The following is a 15,094-nucleotide window of genomic DNA, read 5'->3' as shown; positions in this document are numbered from 1 at the left end:
CCGTCCATCGCTAACCGCGAACCTGGCCGACCCGCCGCGTCCAGTGCGTGACAACAGTCAAGGACTTGCGTCGCATGCTGTCGTTTCATCGCGCGCAGTCAGGGGGACAACATGAAGACGCACAAGGGGACCGATCGCGTCGAACAGGCGCTTCGCTGGATGCTAGCGCTCGCTTTGATCGCGGCCGTGTGCTGGGCGTGGGCGCAGAGCGGCGGGGCGCTCTTGCCGCTGGCATGACCGTATCGCGGCAGCCGGCAAACCGGCTGCCGCAGCGGTGATCAGCCGAGGCGGTCCTTGACCGCCGCCAGCAGCTCGCGCCTGCGCAGCAGGAAGTCCCACAGGCTGCCGCCGCACTGGCGCCAGAGCACCGCCGATCGCACGGCGGCGAGCAGGATCGCCCGCACTTCGGCCACCACCGTGGCCTGCCCCAGGTAGTGCGGGTTGCCCTGCACCAGCACGCGCGGACGCAGGTGGCTAAGCGTTTCGGCGTACAGGCTGCCGAGGGCGTTCATCACATCCGGGTGGCTGCTGCCACTGCGCTCGGCGTTGCCTGCCTGGGCGCGGATGCCGGCCTGCACGCGCTGGGCCATGTCGTCGTCGCGGACGAAGCGCCGCTCCAGCTGCAGCACCGCCAGCACCAGCCGCGGCAACTGCTCGTCACGCTGCTGGTTGCTGAAATAGTCGCGCAGCAGGGTCAGCCCCGGGCGCACCGCCTCGATGCCGCCGTAGATCGCGGCGGGCGAGGGCGCATCGATCCGGAAGACCGAGTCCATCGCCGTGCCGAGGATGGCGGCATTGGCCTGGCCGGTATCGGCCACGCGTCGCACCTGCGCCAGCGCCTGCACCAGGCCGGCCAGCGCCAGCACACGGGTGGACATGGATTTGCTTTGATTCATGCAGCTTGGGCCTTCAATCGTTCTTCCAGCGGTGCGTCGGTGGCGGCGATGACGGCGCCGCCCAGGCAGATGTCGCCGTCATAGAGCACCAGCGACTGCCCTGGCGTCACCGCACGTTGGGGGCGGGCGAAATGGACTTCCAGGGTGCCGTCGTCGCGCACTGCCACTTCGCAGGCTTCGTCGGCCTGGCGGTAGCGGGTCTGCGCGGTGCAGGCAAAGCGGGCCGAGGGCGCCCCCCCGGCGATCCAGTGGGCCGGCTCGGACCACAGGGTCTGTGACAGCAGCCAGGGGCTGTCGGCGCCCTGGTCGACGTACAGGACGTTGCCGGCGACATCCTTGCCGACCACGTACCACGGCGCCGCCTCGAAGCCGCGCACGCCGCCGATGTTGAGCCCCTCGCGCTGGCCAAGGGTGAAATAGAACACGCCCGGATGGCGGCCGATGACCTGGCCGTCGGGGGTGCGCATCTCGCCTTCGCGGGCCGGCAGGTAACGGCCGAGGAACCCGCGGAAATCACGCTCGCCGATGAAACAGATGCCGGTTGAATCCTTCTTGGCCGCGGTCGGCAGGCCTGCGTCGAGCGCGATCTGCCGGACGTCGCGCTTGAGCAGCCCGCCGAGCGGGAAGCGGGTTGCCGACAACTGGGCCTGGCCGAGCTGGTGCAGGAAGTAGCTCTGGTCCTTGCTGCGGTCGGCCGCGCGCAGGAGCAGGTGGCGGCCTGCCGATGCCTCGACCCGGGCGTAGTGGCCGGTCGCGATGAACTGCGCGCCCAGTTCGCGGGCGGCGTCGAGGAAATGCTTGAACTTGATCTCGCGGTTGCACAGGACGTCCGGATTGGGCGTGCGCCCTGCCGCGTACTCGGCCAGGAAATGCTCGAACACGCCGGCCCAGTACTCGCCGGAGAAGTCGCGGAAATGGATCTGGATGCCGAGCCGGCCGCAGACCGCGACCGCATCGCGGCGGTCGTCCTCGGCGCGGCAGTCGCCGCTGCCGTCATCGGCCCAGTTCTGCATGAACAATCCGGCGATCCGCTCGCCGGCATCGCGCAGGTGCAGCGCGGCCACCGAGGAATCGACGCCCCCGGACATGCCGACGATGGTCCTTGCCTGTGCCGCGCTCATGTCAGCTTGCTCACGGCCTTGCTCATGCCAGGTGCTGGGCCAGCTCCAGCGGGTACCTGCGCCCCGCCAGGAAGTCTGCCGCCGCCTGCCACACCAGCGGGCTGCGGTGGCGCTCCCGGGCCGCCTGCAGCTCGCTGGGCGTCATCCAGACCGCGCGGACGATGCCGTCGTCGAGGGGGCGTTCCGCGTGGTGCCTCACCGGTTCGGCCGCGAAGGCGAAGCGCAGGTAGTGGCGACCGCCACTGCCGTCGCCGTTGGCCGGCGCCTTCCACTGGTAGGCGCCGACGAACGCGGTCAGGCGCACATCCCAGGCGGTTTCTTCCAGCGTCTCCCGCAGTGCCGCCTCGAGCAGGCTTTCGTCCGGCTCGAGATGGCCGGCCGGCTGGTTCAGCACCAGCTGCCCGCCGACCGATTCCTCGACCACCAGCAGGCGCCCGCCGTCGACCACGACCGTTGCCACGGTCACGTCGGGTTGCCAGAAGCGGCCTTCGCGGTAACTCATTTCAGAATTCGTCCTTGCCCTGGGTCAATGCCGCTTCCATCTGGTCGGCCGAGCGCAGGACGAAGTCGAGCGCATCGTCGAGTTCGCCTGCCGCGGCATCGGCGGGGATCTTGACCACGAACACGGCCATGCTGCCCTGCTTGACCCACCCGCCGAGCTTGCTCGTCTGGCTGTCCTCGAGCAGGCGGTTGGCGACATCGACCGGGAACGGCCCGTCGCCGCTGCGATAGGCCGGCGACCAGATCTCGCGAACCTCCAGGTTGCCGAACTTCTCGGTCGACGACAGCACGTAGGCGAGCTGGCTGCGCTTGTCGTCGACTTCGAAGGTCAGCTTGTAGTCGCCGTCCTCGTCCACCTCGTAGCGGTACTTGAGGCTGTCCAGGTGCCGGGCGACCAGCGGGTCGGCAACAGGACGCTGCGTTTCACCAGCAGGCATGCCGGTGTCGGCGGCGACCGCCGGCATCGATGACAGCGCAATCAGCAACGCAGCAAGCAGACGCATCAAGTTTCGCTCCTGGCAAAGGGTGGAGGCGGTGAATGAGCGGCATTGTGCCGGCGCCCGGGCATGGGCGTCCACGACCGGAAAGCGCCCGGGCCCTATAATTCGGGCCATGGCCAAACAGACCGAACACGAACATCACCACGGCGTACTGGTGGAAACCGGCAAGCCGGAGGTCGCCCGACCGCCCCTGTATTCCGTCCTGCTGCTGAACGACGACTACACCCCGATGGATTTCGTGGTCGAGGTGCTCATGCGCTTTTTCGCCATGAACGCCGAAAAAGCCACCCAGATCATGCTGCACGTGCATACCCGCGGCCGGGGTGTGTGCGGGGTTTTCACCCGCGAGGTTGCAGAATCCAAGGTGGCGCAGGTGAACGAATTTTCAAGGCTCAACCAACACCCCTTGCTGTGCACGATGGAAAAGGCCTAAAAGTCCTGCTTAGCACGTCTCGACCAGTAGGAAGGGTGTGGAACCAGCCGCTCCCGTGGCCGGTCCAGGACCTTGAGGTGGAAGGGACTTGCGGCGGGCCTTGCAGGCGGCATGGAATTCGCCAGTCCCACCCCCATCTAGGACGGCAGTAGTTTCCGGAGGCTCTCGCCCCATGTTCAGCAAGGATCTCGAATACAGCATCGGCCAGTGCTACAAGCGCGCCCGCGAGGCGCGCCATGAGTACATGACGGTCGAACACCTGCTGCTGGCGCTGCTCGACAACCCTTCCGCCGAGGCCGTACTGAAGGCGTGCGGGGTCGACTTCCCGCGCCTGCGCACCGACCTGGAGCAGGCCATCGCCACCTCGGTGTCGGTGCTGCCGGAAGACGTCGACCGCGACACGCAGCCGACCCTGGGTTTCCAGCGCGTGCTCCAGCGCGCCGTCTACCACGTCCAGTCCTCGGGCAAGAAGGAAGTCACCGGCGCCAACGTGCTGGTGGCGATCTTCGGCGAGAAGGATTCGCACGCGGTCTATTTCCTCAACCAGCAGGACGTGGCGCGCCTCGACGTCGTCAATTACATCTCCCATGGCATCGCCAAGCAGGGCGGCGAGGAGGCCTCGCGCTCGCAGGAAGAGGGCGAGTCGCCATCGGGTGAAGGCGACAGCGAGGGCAAGGGAGACGCCCTGGCCGAGTTCGCGGTCAACCTCAACCAGCTCGCCCGCGACGGCAAGATCGACCCGCTGGTCGGCCGTGCCGACGAGGTCGAACGCACCATCCAGGTGCTGTGCCGCCGCCGCAAGAACAACCCGCTGTACGTGGGCGAGGCTGGCGTGGGCAAGACCGCCATTGCCGAGGGCCTGGCCAAGCGCATCGTCGACGGCGACGTCCCGGACGTGCTTGCCGACGCCACCATCTACGCCCTCGACCTGGGCGCGCTTGTGGCCGGCACCAAGTACCGCGGCGACTTCGAGAAGCGCCTGAAGGCGGTCCTGACGCAGCTGAAGAAGCTGCCGGACGCGGTGCTCTTCATCGACGAGATCCACACCATTATCGGCGCCGGCAGCGCCAGTGGCGGCACCATGGACGCCAGCAACCTGATCAAGCCGGCGCTGGCGTCGGGCGACCTGCGCTGCATCGGTTCGACCACGTTCCAGGAGTACCGCGGCATCTTCGAGAAGGATCGGGCCCTGGCGCGGCGCTTCCAGAAGATCGACATCGTCGAGCCGACCGTGGGCGAGGCCTACGAGATCCTGCAGGGCCTCAAGCCCAAGTACGAGGCGCACCACGGCGTGACCTACGCCGACGACGCGCTGCAGGCGGCGGTGGACCTGTCGGTCAAGCATATCGGCGACCGCCTGCTGCCGGACAAGGCCATCGACGTGATCGACGAGGCCGGCGCGCGGCAGCGGCTGCTGGCGCTCGACATCCGCAAGAGCCTGATCGATGTCGAGGAAATCGAGACGATCGTCGCCAAGATGGCGCGGATCCCGACCAAGCAGGTCAGCGCTTCCGACAAGGACGTGCTGCGCAACCTCGAGCGCAACCTGAAGATGGTGATCTTCGGCCAGGATCCGGCGATCGACACGCTGACTTCCGCGATCAAGCTGGCCCGCTCGGGCCTGGCCAATCCAGACAAGCCGATCGGCAACTTCCTCTTCGCCGGTCCCACCGGTGTCGGCAAGACCGAGGTGACCAAGCAGCTGGCGCTGCAGCTGGGCATCGAGCTGGTCCGTTTCGACATGTCCGAGTACATGGAACCGCATTCGGTGAGCCGCCTGATCGGTGCGCCTCCGGGTTACGTCGGCTTCGATCAGGGCGGCCTGCTGACCGAGAAGATCGTCAAGACGCCGCACTGCGTGCTGCTGCTGGACGAGGTCGAGAAGGCGCACCCGGACATCTTCAACATCCTGTTGCAGGTGATGGACCGCGGCGTGCTGACCGATACCAACGGTCGTGAGGCCAACTTCAAGAACGTGATCCTGGTGATGACGACCAATGCCGGCGCGGCGCAGGCGTCGCGGCGCACGATCGGTTTCACCCGGCAGGATCATTCGACCGATGCGATGGAGGTGATCCGCCGCAGCTTCACGCCGGAATTCCGCAACCGCCTCGATGCGGTGGTGCAGTTCCAGGCGCTGGGCTTCGAGCACATCCTGCGCGTGGTCGACAAGTTCCTGATCGAGCTGGAGGCTCAGTTGCACGACAAGGAGGTGACGTTGTCGGCGACGCCGACGGCGCGCGACTGGCTGGCCCAGCACGGTTTCGATCCGTTGATGGGTGCACGTCCGATGGCGCGGGTGATCCAGGACAGGATCAAGCGCCCGCTCGCGGACGAGTTGCTGTTCGGCAAGCTGGTCAACGGCGGCCGCGTCAGCATCGACGTCAAGGACGACGAGCTGGTGGTCGAGGCGCAGGCCGAGCCGGAGAAGCTGTTGCCGGCTACGGTGTGACCGGCGTGGTTGGCGTGGTTGGCGGCGAGGCGGCGAGGCGGCGTGATGCTTCGGCTGGGCGTCGTCCGCCGAACCGGGGATTGCTCCGCCCCTTAGTCGGACATCCTGTCCGAATGCGGGGCGTGGGCCATCCATGGCCCACTGCTGCGCAATCCCCGGCCCGGCAGACGACGCTCCGGCAATTCATTGCCCAGTCTTCGTCTGAAAGCCGTCATTCCCGCGTAGGCGGGAATCCAGGGACTTGCTTCGGCAAAAGAAAAAGGCGGCCAATGGCCGCCTTTTTAATTCAATTGCTTACCGCCATTACTTCATGCGGTAAGTGATACGGCCCTTGGTCAGGTCGTACGGGGTCATTTCGACCTTCACCTTGTCGCCGGTCAGGATGCGGATGTAGTTCTTGCGCATGCGGCCGGAGATGTGGGCAATGATCTCGTGCCCGTTTTCGAGGCGCACCCGGAACATGGTGTTCGGAAGGGTTTCCGCCACCGTGCCCTCGAATTCGATCACGTCGTCTTTTGCCATGTGGTTCCTGAAATGCGTGGAGCGCCCGTGCCTCAGGATGAGGGACGGAACGAAGCCCCGTATTTTGCCATGCGCGCGCCGCCGTTGCAAAAAAACGGTTAATCGGGCAGCAGACCGGCCAGTCGGCGCGCGGGCCAATCGCCCACTTGGGCGCTCCAGGGGCCGGGGAGGCCCTCCAGCGCCACCATCTCGGCCACCCGCGCGACGAAGGCCTGCCGCGGCCACGACCGGGCGCCCAGGCTCAACAGGTGCGGGTTCTCGACCTGGGCGTCAATCAGGGGCCAGCCCCAGCGATGCAGGTGCCAGGCGAGTGCCGCCAGGGCGACCTTGGAGCCGCCCGATTCGGCGCTGAACATGCTCTCGCCGAAAAACATGCGGCCCACCGCCACGCCGTAGATGCCGCCGACCAGGTGCTCGCCCGCGAACACCTCAAACGAATGCGCGTGCCCGAGTGCGTGCAGGCGGCGATAGGCGACCTGCATTTCCCGAGTGATCCAGGTGCCGCGCTGGCCGGGTCGGCGGATGCGTGCGCAGACTTCGACGACTTCATCGAAGGCCGTGTCGGCGCGTACCGTCCAGTCGCTGTTGCGCAGGCTGCGGCGGAACTTCGATGACAGCTTCACACCGCCGGTGGCGAACACGGTGCGCGGATCAGGGCTCCACCACAGGATCGGCTGGCCTTGCGAGTACCACGGGAAGATGCCGTGCCGGTAGGCATTGAGCAGACGCGCCGGCGACAGGTCGCCGCCTACCGCGAGCAGGCCGTCGGGCTGGCGCAGCGCCTGCTCCACGGGCGGGAATGGCGCCTCGGGGTCGTCCGGCAGCAGGGCGGGCAGGGCGGTCATGGCGCGATGATGTCATCGCCGGATGCCATTGTCGTCCCGCACGGCGGCCGAAGCGGGAGGGCCTATGTGGCCTTGAACGGTGAGTGCGAGGCCAGCGTCGCCGCGTAGCGCCGCACCGAGTCGGACTCCTGCGCGCACCAGTCGCGCAATGCGGCCCGGAACTGCTCGTCGGCGACCCAGTGGCGGCTGCGCACGATCGTCGGCAGGAAGCCGCGCGCGAGCTTGTGCTCGCCCTGGGCGCCGGGCTCGAAACGGGTCAGGCCGTTTCGCAGGCAGTAGTCGATGCCCTGGTAGTAGCAGGTCTCGAAATGCAGCCCGGGCGCTGTCTCGTGGGCGCCCCAGTAGCGGCCGTACAGGGTGTCGCCGCCACGCAGGCAGAGCGCGCCGGCGATCGGGCGGTCATCGCGGATCGCCAGGAACATCACCATCGACGCCGGCATCGACCGTGCAAGGTGGCGCAGGAACTCGAGCGTCAGGGCGGGCCGGTTGCCGTACTCGGCAAAGGTCTGCAGGTAGAAGTCATGCATCGCCGCCAGATCCTGTTCGCTGGCGTCGCGCCCCTCGACCACGCGGAACGTCACGCCGGCGCGCTCGACCCTGGCGCGTTCCTGGCGGATGTTCTTGCGGTGCTTGTGGTCGAATGCAGCCAGGTAGTCGTCGAACGTCGTCCAGTCGCGATCATTTCGCCAGTGGTACTGCACGTCGATCCGCGACAGCCAGTCGCGGTCGAACGCAGGATCCTCGTCGTCGCGGTGGAAGTTGACGTGCGCCGAAGACAGCGAATTGCCGGCGCACAGCCCTGCCAGTGTCGTGACCAGCGCGGACTGCAGAGACGGATCCCGCGCCAGCAGTCGCGGCCCGGTGACGGGCGAGTAGGGCGCCGCGCACAGCCATTTCGGAAAGTACTCGAGCCCGTGCTGTGCATAGGCATGTGCCCACGCGTGATCGAAGACGAACTCGCCGTGAGAGTTGCCTTTCAGGTAGGCCGGAGCGGCGGCGAGGAGTTCCTCGTCCTCCCATAGCGTCAGGTGCTGCGGCGTCCAGCCCCATTGCGCGCGCAGGCAGCCATGCTGTTCGAGCCCGCTGAGAAAGGCATGGGTGACAAACGGATTGCGGCCGTCGTGCAGCGCATCCCACTGCGAAGCGGGGATGTCCGACAGCGAGGCGATGATGCGAGGTGAAGCCATCTCAGGCGTGCGCAGTGCGTGCGCGGGAAGGGACGGGGCCGGCGTCCATTGCATCAACCAGCACGACCCCGTCTTCCAGCATCAACCTTCCTTGTCGAGGAACTTCTCGGCATCCAGCGCGGCCATGCAGCCGAAGCCGGCGGAGGTGATCGCCTGGCGATAGACCTGGTCGGCGACGTCACCGGCGGCGAACACGCCCGGCACCGACGTCTGCGTGGCATTGCCTTCCAGGCCGGTGCGAATGGTGATGTAGCCGTTCTTCATCGCCAGCTGGCCTTCGAACAGCGAGGTGTTCGGCGTGTGGCCGATGGCGACGAACAGGCCGTGGATCAGCACCTCGCGGGTCGAACCGTCCTGCACCGACTTCACGCGCAGACCGGTCACTCCTGCGTCGTTGCCGAGCACTTCGTCGACCTCGTGGTGCCAGATCGGTTCGATCTTGCCGGACTGGATCTTGGCGAACAGCTTGTCCTGCATGATCTTCTCCGCGCGCAGCGTGTCGCGGCGGTGCACGAGGTAGACCTTGCGGGCGATGTTGGACAGATACAGCGCTTCTTCGACCGCGGTGTTGCCGCCGCCGATCACCGCCACGTCCTGATCCTTGTAGAAGAAGCCGTCACAGGTGGCGCAGGCGGACACGCCGCGGCCCTTGAAGAGCTCTTCCGACGGCAGGCCCAGGTACTTCGCAGTCGCGCCGGTGGCGATGATCAGGGCGTCGCAGGTGTACTCGCCGCTGTCGCCGACGAGCCTGAACGGGCGCGAGGACAGGTCAGCGGTGTGGATGTGGTCGAACACCACTTCGGTGTCGAAGCGCTCTGCATGCGCCTGCATGCGCGCCATCAGGTCCGGACCCATCAGGCCGTGTGCATCGCCGGGCCAGTTGTCGACCTCCGTGGTCGTCATCAATTGACCGCCCATCTGCAGGCCGGTGATCACCAGCGGCTTGAGGTTGGCGCGCGCGGCGTAGACGGCCGCGGTCCAGCCGGCCGGGCCGGAGCCGAGGATGATGACGTGGGAGTGCTTCGATGGGGTCATTGGTATAATCGCGGGCTGATGGATGGAAAGGCGTCTGGCGCGGTTGCGGCCATACGCCAGCGTGTGTCGGGTCGTCGAAGCCATAGCTTGGAGGCGGCATCCCGGCAAAACAAGGATCGCTTCGCGGACGCAATGTTGCACTGCGCCGTGAGCCCTGTCCGGCTTGTGAAGGACAATAGCGGTACGCGCCGCGCCTGCGGCGCTTTTTTGCGTCATTCCCTCGTAATTGCCCGCGCATGCCCGCGTCGGTGATTCAACACTTGTATCAACATTTGAAGGTAGAGACATGCGGATCGGCGTTCCCAAGGAAACCAAGACCCTCGAAGGGCGCGTAGCGCTCGTTCCGGCTGCTGCCGGCGACCTGGTCAAGCGCGGCCATGAGGTCTGGATCGAGAAGGATGCCGGCGTCAAGTCGGGCTTCAAGGACGAGCAGTACACGCAGCTGGGCGTGAAGATCGCCGCCGATGCCGCGCAGCTCTACGAGAAGGGCCAGCTGATCGTGAAGGTGAAGGAGCCGATCGCCGGCGACCTCAAGCACCTGCGCAAGGACCACCTGCTGTTCTGCTACCTGCACCTGGCAGCCGAGCCGGAGCTGACCAGGCACCTGCTCGACATCGGTCTGACCGGTATCGCCTTCGAGACCGTCGAGCTGCCCAACGGCGACCTGCCGCTGCTGGCGCCGATGTCGGTCATCGCCGGCAAGATCGCCGTGCAGGTCGGTACCCACCTGTTGCACCAGCCCGAAGGCGGCAAGGGCAAGCTGCTCGGCGGCCTGCCGTCGACCGAGCGCGGCAAGGTCGTCGTGTTCGGTGCCGGCCAGGCCGGCAGCGCCTCGGCGGCGCTGGCCGCAGCCGGCGGCTCCAATGTCGTGGTGTTCGAAATGCGCCAGGACCGCATGGACCAGATGATGCGCCTGGGCAACAACGTCACCACGCTCTATCCGTACGCCGACGTCGTCGCGCGCGAAGTGGCCTCGGCCGACCTCGTCGTCGGCGCGGTGCTGGTCACCGGCGCGCGCGCTCCGCACGTGCTGACCCGCGAGATGCTCAAGGGCATGCAGGACGGCAGCGTCGTCGTCGACATCTCGATCGACCAGGGCGGCTGCTTCGAGACCTCGCGTCCGACCACCTGGAAGGAGCCGACCTACGTCGAAGAGGGCGTGACCCACTTCTGCGTGACCAACATGCCCGGCGCCGTGCCGCAGACGAGCTCGCAGGCGATCTGCGCGGCGATCCTGCCGTGGGTCAACAAGCTGGCCTCGGGCGACGCCTGGCGCCAGAACCAGGCGCTGGTGCGCGGCATCAACGTCGAAGGCGGCAAGCTGGTGCACCCGGCGCTGCTGGACATCAAGCTCTGAAGTAGCGTCAGGCAACGGCCGATTAGCGGGGAGGGCGGGGTGACCCGTCCTCCCCGTTTCGTATCCAGCATCCGCACTTCGCCGGCCCCTCCCCGTAGCCCGGGTCAGCGCAGCGCACCCGGGGCCCCGCCCGGCACCCCGGTTCGCCCCGGGTGCGCTTCAGGCGGGGGCGGGCGGGATTGTCGTAGGCTTTCCCGGGGAGATGGCCGGCGCTTCCTCGCAGTCCCGGGTTCCGGATCCCCGTTTTCGCCTCTTCTGGCGTATATTCAACAACTAACGGCACGTAGCTGAGGCAGAACATCACGGTGGCACAGGCGTCCGCGGCAAGCCGCAAGAAAGTCACGGTCGAAAAGTTGCCGCCTTCGCCGCGGCGGCAGCGTCTCATGCGCGATATCGCGCTGATCCTGATCGCGCCGCTGTTGCTGTATCTGCTCGCCAGCCTGGTGACGTTCTCGCCGCAGGACCCGGGCTGGTCGCATTCGGGCAGCATCACCGCGCCGCTGCACAACGTCGGCGGACAGGTCGGTGCCTACACCGCTGACATCCTTTTGTACCTGTGCGGCTACGTCGCATTCCTCCTGCCGCTGATGCTCGGTGCAATCGCCTGGATCGCGTTGTTCGGGATGGATGCCGACGGTGACGGCGATGCCGACCTCGGCCCCGCCTTGCGCCTGATCGGGATCGTCGGATTCCTGGTGGCGGCCACGGGCCTGCTGCACCTGCGCGTCGCGCCGCCTGAAGCGTTCTCCGCCGGTAGCGGTGGCGTGCTGGGCCGGCTGGTCGGCAAGTCGCTCTACAGCGGTTTCGGCCCCGTGGGCGGCAATCTCTTCCTGCTTGCGCTGCTGCTGGTATCTGTGACGTTGGCCACCGGGCTGTCATGGTTCGCGTTGATGGACCGCATCGGCCTGTGGGTGCTCGCGCTCGGGCCGACGCTGGGCAAGCTGTTCCGCCAGGGCGAGAAGCAGGCGACCGAGTGGCAGCAGACCCGGGCGTTCCGCGAGGAGCGCGAAGAAGCACGCAAGGTCGACACCGAACTGCGCGCCAAGCGCGCGCCAGTCAGGATCGAACCGCCACCGGCACCGGTGGTGGAGAAGAGCGAGCGCGCCAAGCGTGAGCAGCAGATCCCGCTGTTCCACGTCGGCGATGGCACCGGCATTCCGCCGCTGGCACTCCTCGACGATCCCAAGCCGCAGCCCAAGGGCTACAGCGAAGAGACGCTGGAAACGCTGTCGCGCCAGATCGAATTCAAGCTCAAGGACTTCCGCATCGACGCGCAGGTCGTCGGTGCCTATCCGGGGCCGGTGATCACGCGCTTCGAGCTGGAGCCGGCGCCGGGCGTGAAGGTCAGCCAGATCAGCTCGCTCGACAAGGACATCGCCCGCGGCCTGTCGGTGAAGTCGGTGCGCGTGGTCGACGTGATCCCGGGCAAGTCGGTGGTCGGCCTGGAAACGCCGAACACGTCGCGCGAGATGATCTTCCTGTCCGAGCTGCTGCGCTCGAAGGAATACGACAAGTCGACCAGCCCGCTGACGCTGGCGCTGGGCAAGGACATCGCCGGCCGCCCGACCGTGGCCGACCTGGCGCGCATGCCGCACCTGCTGGTCGCCGGTACCACTGGCTCGGGCAAGTCGGTCGCGGTCAACGCGATGGTGCTGTCACTGCTGTACAAGGCTTCCGCGAAAGACCTGCGGATGCTGATGATCGACCCGAAGATGCTCGAGCTGTCGGTTTACCAGGGCATCCCGCATCTGCTCGCGCCGGTCGTCACCGACATGAAGGAGGCCGCCAATGGCCTGCGCTGGTGCGTGGCCGAGATGGAGCGCCGCTACAAGCTGATGTCGGCGGTGGGCGTGCGCAACCTGGCCGGCTTCAACAAGAAGGTCAGGGATGCGGAGGAAGCGGGCCAGCCGATGATGGATCCGCTGTTCAAGCCCAACGCCGAACTCGGCGAGGCGCCGCAGCCGCTGGAGACCCTGCCTTTCATCGTCATCTTCATCGACGAATTCGCCGACATGATGATGATCGTCGGCAAGAAGGTCGAAGAACTCATCGCCCGCCTGGCGCAGAAGGCGCGCGCCGCCGGCATCCATCTGATCCTGGCCACGCAGCGTCCGTCGGTGGACGTGATCACCGGCCTGATCAAGGCCAACATCCCCACCCGCATCGCCTTCCAGGTGTCGAGCAAGATCGACTCGCGCACCATCCTCGACCAGTCGGGCGCGGAAACGCTGCTCGGCCATGGCGACATGCTCTACCTGCCGCCGGGCACGGCGATGCCCGAGCGCGTCCACGGCGCCTTCGTCTCCGACGAGGAAGTGCATCGCGTGGTCGAACACCTCAAGCAGGTCGGCGGTGGCCCGGACTACATCCAGGGCGTGCTCGACGAAGTGCAGACCATGGGCGACGGCATTGTCGTCGGCGCGACCGGGCTGCCGGAAAGTGGCGGCGGCGGTGGCGACGAATCCGATCCGCTCTACGACGAAGCCGTCCGCATCGTCACCGAGACCCGTCGTGCCTCGATCTCGGGCGTGCAACGCCGCCTGAAGATCGGCTACAACCGCGCCGCCCGCCTGATCGAGGCAATGGAGATGGCCGGCGTGGTCACGCCTCCGGAGCACAACGGCGACCGCAGCGTGCTGGCGCCGCCACCGCCGAAGTAGGGCGGGCGCGGAACGACTCCGGATCGGGGACTGGGCGGCCCGGGTCCCCGGGTCCCGTTCATGCCTCCATTCATCTTTTCGACGGCACACTTCGTCCATCGCGCGTACGCCGCCACACCATGCAGGAACTCCCATGCGCTTGATCCATCTGACCGGCCTCATCGCCGCGCTGGCCGCCTCGAGCGCCTTTGCCGGCGCGCGCGACAACCTCAATACGTTCACCAAGGGGCTCAAGGGCCTGAGCGGCGAGTTCACGCAGCAGGTGTTCGACACCAACGGCAAGCTCAAGGAAAACTCGAGCGGGCAGGTGGCACTGTCGGCACCGCGGCTGTTCCGCTGGGAGTACGTGAAGCCTTACCCGCAGTTGATCGTTGCCGACGGCAAGAAGGTCTGGGTCCACGATCCCGACCTGCAGCAGGTGACCGTGCGTCCGCAGGGCGAGGAGGAGCAGAACAGCCCGCTGTCGGCGCTGATCGACCCCAGCCGCCTCGACGCACAGTTCAACGTCAGGGAACTTGGCGCCGACGCTGGCCTGGAATGGTTGTCGCTGACGCCCAAGGGCGAGGGTGAATCCGGTTTTCGATCCGCGCGCCTGGGCTTCAACCCGTCAGGCCTGGTCAAGATGCACGTGGTCGACGCGCTCGGCCAGCGCACCGAGATCAGCTTCAGCGGCTGGAAGCGCAATCCGGCCTTCAGCAGCGGTACGTTCCGCTTCACGCCGCCCAAGGGCGTGGACGTGATTGGCGGCGGCTGATCGGGGCTGAACCCACCCCCAGCGCGCAAAGGCCTGCTTCGGCAGGCCTTTTCGTTATCAGATAGGCAGCGAGGCCAATTCCTGGCCGCGGGAACCTGCCCAACCAATGCGTGATTGCCGGACATGGGCGCTGGTGCTGCTGCTCGCGCACTCGGCGGCTGCCGTGGCTGTTGAGCCTGGCGCGCCCTCGCCGATGCCGGTCAAGGCCGTGCCGATGCCGCCGGCCGAGCTGGCCTCGCGGGCAGCAATGGCGCGCAGCAACGATCGCCCGACACTGGAAAAGGCCGTCGCGGGCGTCGTCGTCGGCGCGCTGGCCGCGCAGTTCGATGGCCGTGCGGTCGAGGCGCGCTTCGGCGCGATCAGCGACGAGCCGGGCGAATCCGGCCAGCGCTCCGTCAGCGGCGAGGGGCAGATGCGCTTCACTGGCGATGTGGCGTGGATAGGCTTCCAGTTCCGCACCCGCTACGACGTGCTGCTCGGCCAGGCCGGCCCGCCGGAGCTGGTGCTGGGGGTAGGGGGCGACGCGCGGCCGGTGCCCAATGACACGGCAATGGTGCAGCGCCTGGATGATCACCTCGTCGATACCCTGCGACGGACGCTGGGAAGCACGTCGGTGCGCCTGCAGCTCGATCGCATCGAGTCGGTCGAGACCGGGCAGGACTACCTGCTGATCGACGCCTGGGGCCTGGCGGACTTCGGAATCGACGGAAGCAGCAATATCCGCATCGCCGCGTTCTACGACCGTCGCAGTGGCCAGTGGCTGCAGTTGCACTACGACATGGCGACGCCCCCGGCAGCGGCCTTGCCGCCCGTGGCCGGTCGCTGAACCCG

General features: G+C 67.1%; 15 protein-coding genes. 7 read left to right on the top strand and 8 right to left on the bottom strand.

Annotation, left to right across the window (positions count from 1 at the left end; translation table 11 throughout):
• Positions 1-111 precede the first annotated feature (111 nt).
• The gene (locus MNR01_RS17455) at positions 112-237 is read left to right on the top strand and encodes a hypothetical protein (RefSeq protein WP_256451862.1); all 126 of its coding nucleotides are present in this window, start codon (positions 112-114) and stop codon (positions 235-237) included.
• Positions 238-278: 41 nt separating this feature from the next.
• Here the strand turns inward: MNR01_RS17455 and hflD are convergent, their stop codons facing one another.
• Genes hflD through MNR01_RS02715 form a run of 4 tightly spaced genes read right to left on the bottom strand, consistent with a single transcriptional unit; the run spans position 279 to position 3,024 of the window.
• Positions 279-878, bottom strand: a complete 600-nt coding sequence (hflD, locus tag MNR01_RS02730) for a high frequency lysogenization protein HflD (RefSeq protein ID WP_241919456.1) — start codon at positions 876-878, stop codon at positions 279-281.
• A 14-nt stretch (positions 879-892) separates the two neighbouring features.
• Positions 893-2,017 (bottom strand): tRNA 2-thiouridine(34) synthase MnmA, encoded by a 1,125-nt coding sequence (mnmA, locus tag MNR01_RS02725; RefSeq protein WP_241919455.1) that lies wholly within the window; start codon positions 2,015-2,017, stop codon positions 893-895.
• Between the two features lie 22 nt (positions 2,018-2,039).
• Positions 2,040-2,519 (bottom strand): NUDIX hydrolase, encoded by a 480-nt coding sequence (locus MNR01_RS02720; protein WP_241919454.1) that lies wholly within the window; start codon positions 2,517-2,519, stop codon positions 2,040-2,042.
• Between the two features lies 1 nt (position 2,520).
• The gene (locus tag MNR01_RS02715; protein ID WP_241919453.1) at positions 2,521-3,024 is read right to left on the bottom strand and encodes a hypothetical protein; all 504 of its coding nucleotides are present in this window, start codon (positions 3,022-3,024) and stop codon (positions 2,521-2,523) included.
• Positions 3,025-3,130: 106 nt separating this feature from the next.
• Between MNR01_RS02715 and clpS the strand changes: the two genes are divergently transcribed.
• Both clpS and clpA read left to right on the top strand, forming a co-directional pair.
• On the top strand, positions 3,131-3,451 hold the full coding sequence (gene clpS / locus MNR01_RS02710) for an ATP-dependent Clp protease adapter ClpS (RefSeq protein ID WP_241919452.1): 321 nt from the start codon (positions 3,131-3,133) through the stop codon (positions 3,449-3,451).
• A 172-nt stretch (positions 3,452-3,623) separates the two neighbouring features.
• Positions 3,624-5,903 (top strand): ATP-dependent Clp protease ATP-binding subunit ClpA, encoded by a 2,280-nt coding sequence (clpA, locus tag MNR01_RS02705; protein ID WP_241919451.1) that lies wholly within the window; start codon positions 3,624-3,626, stop codon positions 5,901-5,903.
• 303 nt (positions 5,904-6,206) lie between these two features.
• On the opposite strand, the gene infA is transcribed toward clpA, so the two are convergent.
• From infA to trxB, 4 genes are all read right to left on the bottom strand, one after another.
• Positions 6,207-6,425 (bottom strand): translation initiation factor IF-1, encoded by a 219-nt coding sequence (gene infA / locus MNR01_RS02700; protein WP_031372296.1) that lies wholly within the window; start codon positions 6,423-6,425, stop codon positions 6,207-6,209.
• A gap of 98 nt (positions 6,426-6,523) precedes the next feature.
• On the bottom strand, positions 6,524-7,270 hold the full coding sequence (gene aat, locus MNR01_RS02695; protein ID WP_241919450.1) for a leucyl/phenylalanyl-tRNA--protein transferase: 747 nt from the start codon (positions 7,268-7,270) through the stop codon (positions 6,524-6,526).
• A gap of 62 nt (positions 7,271-7,332) precedes the next feature.
• Positions 7,333-8,457 carry a GNAT family N-acetyltransferase gene (locus MNR01_RS02690; protein ID WP_241919449.1) on the bottom strand — a complete coding sequence of 375 codons (1,125 nt, stop codon included), beginning with the start codon at positions 8,455-8,457 and terminating at the stop codon, positions 7,333-7,335.
• 81 nt (positions 8,458-8,538) lie between these two features.
• Positions 8,539-9,492, bottom strand: coding sequence for a thioredoxin-disulfide reductase (gene trxB, locus MNR01_RS02685; protein WP_241919448.1), 954 nt, complete (start codon positions 9,490-9,492; stop codon positions 8,539-8,541).
• A gap of 286 nt (positions 9,493-9,778) precedes the next feature.
• Here trxB and ald point away from each other — a divergent pair, with 286 nt between their 5' ends.
• From ald to MNR01_RS02665, 4 genes are all read left to right on the top strand, one after another.
• Positions 9,779-10,849 (top strand): alanine dehydrogenase, encoded by a 1,071-nt coding sequence (gene ald, locus MNR01_RS02680; RefSeq protein ID WP_241919447.1) that lies wholly within the window; start codon positions 9,779-9,781, stop codon positions 10,847-10,849.
• Between the two features lie 305 nt (positions 10,850-11,154).
• Positions 11,155-13,509 carry a DNA translocase FtsK gene (locus tag MNR01_RS02675; RefSeq protein ID WP_241919446.1) on the top strand — a complete coding sequence of 785 codons (2,355 nt, stop codon included), beginning with the start codon at positions 11,155-11,157 and terminating at the stop codon, positions 13,507-13,509.
• 133 nt (positions 13,510-13,642) lie between these two features.
• Complete coding sequence (gene lolA / locus MNR01_RS02670) at positions 13,643-14,263, top strand: outer membrane lipoprotein chaperone LolA (protein WP_241919445.1); 621 nt, start codon at positions 13,643-13,645, stop codon at positions 14,261-14,263.
• A 163-nt stretch (positions 14,264-14,426) separates the two neighbouring features.
• The gene (locus tag MNR01_RS02665) at positions 14,427-15,089 is read left to right on the top strand and encodes a hypothetical protein (RefSeq protein WP_241919444.1); all 663 of its coding nucleotides are present in this window, start codon (positions 14,427-14,429) and stop codon (positions 15,087-15,089) included.
• The last annotated feature ends 5 nt before the right edge of the window (positions 15,090-15,094 follow it).

Source organism: Lysobacter sp. S4-A87, from assembly GCF_022637455.1.
GTDB lineage: Bacteria > Pseudomonadota > Gammaproteobacteria > Xanthomonadales > Xanthomonadaceae > Lysobacter_J.
The sequence above is the reverse complement of the archived record's forward strand: the minus strand, read 5'-3'. Positions and strand labels throughout refer to the sequence as shown.